5 protein-coding genes and 4 tRNA genes are annotated in these 5,854 nt (G+C 56.5%); all 9 read right to left on the bottom strand.

All coding sequences use genetic code 11. The features are described from left to right. A partial coding sequence (locus tag MWU49_RS17625; RefSeq protein ID WP_246975043.1) for a GTP-binding protein occupies positions 1-181 on the bottom strand: 181 nt, incomplete at its 3' end. Positions 182-335: 154 nt separating this feature from the next. Further along, positions 336-411: transfer RNA gene (locus tag MWU49_RS17620), tRNA-Thr, on the bottom strand. Positions 412-453: 42 nt separating this feature from the next. Beyond that, positions 454-527 (bottom strand) — tRNA-Gly (locus MWU49_RS17615). Between the two features lie 61 nt (positions 528-588). Further along, a tRNA-Tyr gene (locus MWU49_RS17610) sits at positions 589-672 on the bottom strand. A gap of 77 nt (positions 673-749) precedes the next feature. Beyond that, positions 750-825: transfer RNA gene (locus MWU49_RS17605), tRNA-Thr, on the bottom strand. Between the two features lie 83 nt (positions 826-908). Then, positions 909-1,556, bottom strand: a complete 648-nt coding sequence (locus MWU49_RS17600) for an SPOR domain-containing protein (RefSeq protein ID WP_246975040.1) — start codon at positions 1,554-1,556, stop codon at positions 909-911. Positions 1,557-1,571: 15 nt separating this feature from the next. Next, the gene (locus MWU49_RS17595; RefSeq protein ID WP_246975037.1) at positions 1,572-2,306 is read right to left on the bottom strand and encodes a type III pantothenate kinase; all 735 of its coding nucleotides are present in this window, start codon (positions 2,304-2,306) and stop codon (positions 1,572-1,574) included. Next, the gene (birA, locus tag MWU49_RS17590) at positions 2,303-3,292 is read right to left on the bottom strand and encodes a bifunctional biotin--[acetyl-CoA-carboxylase] ligase/biotin operon repressor BirA (protein WP_246975034.1); all 990 of its coding nucleotides are present in this window, start codon (positions 3,290-3,292) and stop codon (positions 2,303-2,305) included. Before birA ends, MWU49_RS17595 begins: the two co-directional genes overlap by 4 nt. Next, positions 3,289-4,977 (bottom strand): AMP-binding protein, encoded by a 1,689-nt coding sequence (locus MWU49_RS17585; RefSeq protein ID WP_246975031.1) that lies wholly within the window; start codon positions 4,975-4,977, stop codon positions 3,289-3,291. The genes birA and MWU49_RS17585 overlap by 4 nt, the downstream gene beginning before the upstream one ends. Positions 4,978-5,854 lie beyond the last annotated feature (877 nt).

The raw sequence follows: 5,854 nt of genomic DNA, 5'->3' as shown, positions 1-5,854 counted from the left end.
TACCACGCTCACGCTCTTCCGGAGCGTTATCGATACCGTCGAAGGCAACGGCAGAGCCGCCCCATACTTCCGCACATACGCGAGTCAGCGCAGCGGTCAGAGTGGTTTTACCATGGTCAACGTGGCCAATGGTGCCTACGTTTACGTGCGGTTTATTACGTTCAAACTTTTCCTTTGCCACGACTCTTCACCTCTCAACTTGGCTGCGCTTTCTCGCCATATGGCGTACATACAACCGAAAAGACACATTAAGGACTGCATTCGACAAACACAGACCGCCTTGGCACCATCAAGACACATGAAGCCGGGCCCAGGATATACCCGGGCCCGGAAATTGGAGCTCATAACCGGATTTGAACCGGTGACCTCACCCTTACCAAGGGTGTGCTCTACCTACTGAGCTATATGAGCATAACCTTCATGCCATCTTGCGATGACCAAACCCTGCCGGACTGGAGCGGGCAGCGGGAATCGAACCCGCATCATCAGCTTGGAAGGCTGAGGTTCTACCATTGAACTATGCCCGCAAACCTTCCGATGCCTTGCCAGCCTTCCGGCTTGCAGATCGCTACCGATCTACGCTTTATCTGGTGGAGGGGGGAGGATTCGAACCTCCGAAGCTTTCGCGTCAGATTTACAGTCTGATCCCTTTGGCCACTCGGGAACCCCTCCAGAAAAGGGCCTACATTCTCTTTACGCCTCAACCACTTGTCAACTAGTTTTCAAGCAGTTAGCGACGATTTTTAAGCTGGAGCTGGCGAGAGGAGTCGAACCCCCGACCGGCTGATTACAAATCAGCTGCTCTACCAACTGAGCTACGCCAGCTCATAAGGGCTGCGAATTCTATAGAAAGGAATTGAGGGGTGCAATCCAATTAAACGCCAAACGCCTAATAATTGCGCAACGACTCATTCACAGGAGACTCGATCCAACTTAAGGGATTGATTAGCCTCAAGAAAAACTTTTACTTCCGGCTGCTCAACTGCTGAATTATCGAGCAGATAGGCCCAGTACTCGGTCACCGTCTTGGAGGTTTCACGCACAAAAGCCGGATAGCCTGCATTTCGCATCTTTACGCGCAACCCCTCCGCGGACTCCGCGCTGGAAAAATACCCCAGGGAAATGGCATTGGCATCCACCCCCTCCTTGACGATAAAGCTGTCGACACCGCGATCCTGCAGCTCCTGCAGCACCACCAACGCCTTGTCGCGACTGGCATAGGGTGGCAGATAGACCCAGCTGAGACGGTCTTTTTCGATAGACAGAGCCTTCACCCGTGCCGCAATGCCCGCCGCCTTGAGCTGCACAGCGCCGGCCCGGGCCGCATCTTCATTTTCCCAGGGGCCAATCACCGGACACAGCGACCCGCCAGACACCAACGGGCGCGAGGTACGACGCGGCTGGGGATTTTCCGCCAGCAAGGCCAGCGAAGCACCGCCCTCCATACTTGGCAGACGTAACGCCGCCACCTGGGCCGGCTCCGTCATGCTTTTGGTGAACTGGAGCCCCAGGTAAACGAGGTTGATGACAAAAAGACTATAAAAAATCCACCGCACGGGTGCTCCCCCACCTTATTCTTTTTCGGCTGCGATCCGCTCAAGACCATCAAGCACCAGGTCAGGAACATGCATGAAATCAAACCCGAGGGCGTCAATCAGTGCCGGCGCATCGCCACCAGTAATCAATACTTTGCAAGTATCATCAAGCACTTGGCGTAGTTCAAGCACGACCTCCGTGACGAAGGCCACAGACATACGCAACAGTCCGTTATGAACACATTCACCAGTGCTCTGACCCAGCCCCAGACCGGCTGCCCCGGCCTCCACGTGCACATCGGCGGTATCGCGCAATAGCGCACCACGCAACATACCCAGGCCTGGCACGATATAGCCACCAAGAAACTGCCCCTTGGCGTCCACCGCATCAATAGTCAGGGCACTACCACAATCGACAATGATGCCGGCTCCATATTTCTGGAAGCACTCCACCATGGCCACCCAGCGGTCCACGCCCAGCCGACGCGGCTCTGGATAGCAGCTACTGACGCCGAAATCCGCGCCTTTCGAGTAATAGAATTGCGGCACCACCCCGGTCTTCTTGTGAAGCGCCTGCGCAATAGCCCGATCAGACTCGGCACCAGCAACGGAGGCAACCCAAACCGCCTCACAACCCGCGCCTACCCCGCTGATGGCATCCATCACCTCATCCCAGCGGCGCTCATGACGACAGCCCCCCTGAATCACTTCATCGCCAGCGCGAATCCGCCACTTCAGGGCCGTATTCCCCACATCCACAAACAGTTTCATTGAATTCTCAAGCTCACTTCACCGCCGTACAGCTCTTTCAAGCCATCAGCAGTCTCCAGACGCAAGGCGCCATCGGCGGACACGCCGGCGGCAACGCCGCTCAGCACCTGATCGGCCGATTGTACCTTGACGGTCTTGCCAACAACCTGATCGTAATGCTCATAGCGGGACACCATTGGCGCAAAGCCTTGCCCAGAAAACGCTCCCAGCATGGCCAGCAGATGCTCCAGCACCCGGGCCGCCACCTCGGTTCGAGGCAATTGGCCTCCCGTTTCACTGGCCAAATCGGTCCAGCGCTGGTCGATACCCGCTGCCTGGGAAGCAGTCATGCGCCCATTCAACCCCACTCCGACCACCACATCCACACGGCCTTCCATCTCACCGGCCAGCTCAATCAGTACGCCACCGAGCTTGGCACCATTCACCAGCAGATCGTTAGGCCACTTGAGCCCCACCGGCAGACCGGGATGCAATGAGGTCAGCGCATCAGCCACTGCCACTCCCACAGCAAGACTGAGCCCGCCGAGAGCGGCAAACCCACCCTGGATTGGATAGCGAATGGAAAGATAATGATTGGCTGCAAAAGGCGACTGCCACTGGCGCCCGCGCCGGCCCCGCCCCGCCATCTGACACTCGGCCAGAAACACCGCGGGCCTGCCTGGCTGACTGGTCGCCGCCAGGGCGTCGGCATTGGTGGAATCGGTAATCAGCGAATAGTGCAGGTCAACGGGCCCCACCGCTTCGCTCAAAAAATTCTTCAGGTAATCCGCATCAAGGAGATCAATGGGTTGTGCCAGACGGTAACCCTTGCCTTTCACGGACTCGAGAGCCAGCCCAAAGTCGTTAAGGCGCTGTGCGCGCTTCCAGACCGCAGCACGCGACACCCCCAAAACTTCCCCGAGCTGGGATCCGGATCGAAACTGGCCATCGGCCAGCAGGCGGATCAATTGCTGATCCGCCTCCTTTAGCGTATTGAGAGTGCTCAAGCCTCCCAAACCACCCCTTTGGTCTTGCACCACTCCTTGATGGACTCGCCGTAATGGTCTTCGATCACATTACGCTTGAGCTTCAGAGTTGGCGTGATCATGTTGTTTTCCACCGTCCAGGCGTCTTTACACACGATGAAGGTAGTCATGCGCTCATGAGGATCAATCATGTCATTCACGTGCTTGAGATGCTTTTCCAGCTCGTGGGTAAAGTGCTCTTTTTCTGAGCCGGAGGACAGTCGATCCTGCTCTTCCGGGGTCAGGTTCAGCAGCGCAATGGGCTGGCCCATACCATCACCGATCACGCAGGCCAGCTCGAGGCCCGGCAGCGTCACAATGTGGTTCTCGATCGGCACCGGCGCCACATACTTGCCTTTTTCGGTCTTGAAGATTTCCTTCACACGGCCAGTAATCTTGAGACGACCCTTGGCATCGATTTCACCCTTGTCGCCGGTATGCAGCCAGCCGTCATCGGTAAGATCTTCGGCGGTCTTTTCGGGCATCTTGTAGTAGCCCTTCATGTTACCCAGGCTGCGCACCATGATTTCGCCGTTCTCGGCGATACGACACTCCACACCATCATTGGGGGTGCCCACCCAGCCGATCTTCTGGTCGCCCACTTCCGTGGTGTGGGACCAGGCCAGGTTTTCGGTCATGCCGTACACTTCCAAAATCTCCAGGCCCAGCTTCTTGAACCAGGTGATAATCTCCGGAGACAGCGCAGCCGCACCGGACAGGGCAATACGGCACTCATCCAGGCCCATGGCGCCCAGCACCTTCTTCTTGATTACCTTGTTCAGGAAGGGGATCTTCAGCAGGGTATTGAGTTTCTTCGGCGGCACCGCCTCGGAGGCCTTCTGGTAGAACTTGGACCAGATCCGCGGCACCGCAAAGAACACGGTAGGCTGGGCGCGCTTGATGTCTTCGCCAAAGGTTTCCAGGGACTCAGCAAAGAACACCTTGTTACCCACATACAATTGCGCAATTTCTACCGCCAGACGTTCTGCCACGTGTGACAGGGGCAGGTAGGAAATCATTCGCTCATTAGGCTGCAGGTCATAGACCTTGATCATCTTGCTACCGATGGTGGACAGACCCTGAAAGTCGTGCATCACACCCTTGGGCATGCCAGTGGTCCCTGAGGTATAAACGATGGTGGCCAGATCAGCCGGCGCCGGCTCATTGATCTCTTCAATGGGCGCAGTATTGGCAATGATGTCAGTCCACATCGGGAAGTCTTTTTTCGCTTCCTCAGGAGCAAGGGAGAACGAAATCTGCTTGACCCCATCCGGAACCCCATCCTTCATCATGTCCCAGTCATCCAGCTTGCCGACGAACAGCATCTTGGACTCACTGTGCTCCATAATCAGGCGTACGGTTTCCGCTACCAGAGTCGGGTAAAGGGGAATACTGACACCACCGGCCATCCAGATCGCCAGGTCCGCCATGATCCATTCCGCACAGTTCTTGGACACCAGCGCAATATGATCACCTTTCTGCATACCTTGAGACTGCAGGTATGAAGCCATCTTGCGCGCTTCCAGCTCGATGTCTTTCCAGGTGTAGTCACGCACTTGGCCACCACCGAGGGGCTGTACGAAGGCAACAGTATCGCCCTGCTGCTCAACTCGCTGCTGAAGCGCCTGCAAAGGGGTCAGTGCATTGGCATTGTTGTCTGTTGTCATATCCAGAACCTTTTCCCAAATCCAAACAATCGAAACAGTTTCCCACGGGGGAAACCGGTGCAGGCCAACCCTGCGAAACATCAAGGCAGCATCCGTTGCGCCTTGCTCAAACCTGTGAACGCTGAACTCCCGATACCTCTGCCAGACCACGTCCTGACGCGCGGCAGAAAATCACGCCCAACCTTACCACTTTCCCGAACCGCAATGCAGAGCCCGCAGCGGAAAAACGCACGGTTCAGGGTTATTGATCATGGGGAACGGGTAGAGAATAGAGGGCCTCCGAAGCGGGATAAAGAGGGAAAGCGTTTATTATTTGTGATTTCGTCATATGAATAAAATTCATAGGCGCAGCTGTCAAGCCGGAAGGCAGAAACCGGGCTGAAGCTCTGGCTGTATTCCAGTGACGCTGGAAGAGATTCATCACGTCATATCCGCAGACAGGAGCAGGTGGCGCTGGTCGGAGTCGACCGCCGTAGGAGCCAGCCTGCTGGCGATCTTTTGCCTTTCACAGGCACGGTTAGAGCTGGCGCAAGAAGAAGGCGCATGCCCTGTTCTCGTAGGTGCTTATGCTTGCATGGCAATTTGGGGGTGGCTGAGGCGTCTTTTGCCGCTGCTGTGGGAGCGTGCCTGCACGCGATGAGTTTGGTTTTTTTATGGGAGGGATCGCCTGCAGGCAGGCTCCTACGGGTTGGGGTGTTGGTTGGCTTTTGGGCTTTGGGCTTTGGGCGTCAGGCGTGATGCGTGTTGCGTGTTGCGTGATGCGTGATGCGTCTGGCGTGTCATGACCTACTTAGGTAACAAGCATGCTTGTTATCCCTTCGGGACGCCTGCGGCGCCTCACCCTGGCACCTTCGGTGCATCGGGTGTCACATGGCAG

The sequence above is a fragment of the Alcanivorax sp. S6407 genome (genome assembly GCF_023016115.1).
Taxonomy (GTDB): domain Bacteria; phylum Pseudomonadota; class Gammaproteobacteria; order Pseudomonadales; family Alcanivoracaceae; genus Alcanivorax.
This window is presented reverse-complemented; position numbering and strand designations above follow the sequence as displayed.

Bases quoted from the DNA above. Each gene is read 5' to 3' on its own strand.
- MWU49_RS17595 (WP_246975037.1), bottom strand. From the start codon at position 2,306: ATGAAACTGTTTGTGGATGTGGGGAATACGGCCCTGAAGTGGCGGATT.
- MWU49_RS17585 (WP_246975031.1), bottom strand. From the start codon at position 4,977: ATGACAACAGACAACAATGCCAATGCACTGACCCCTTTGCAGGCGCTT.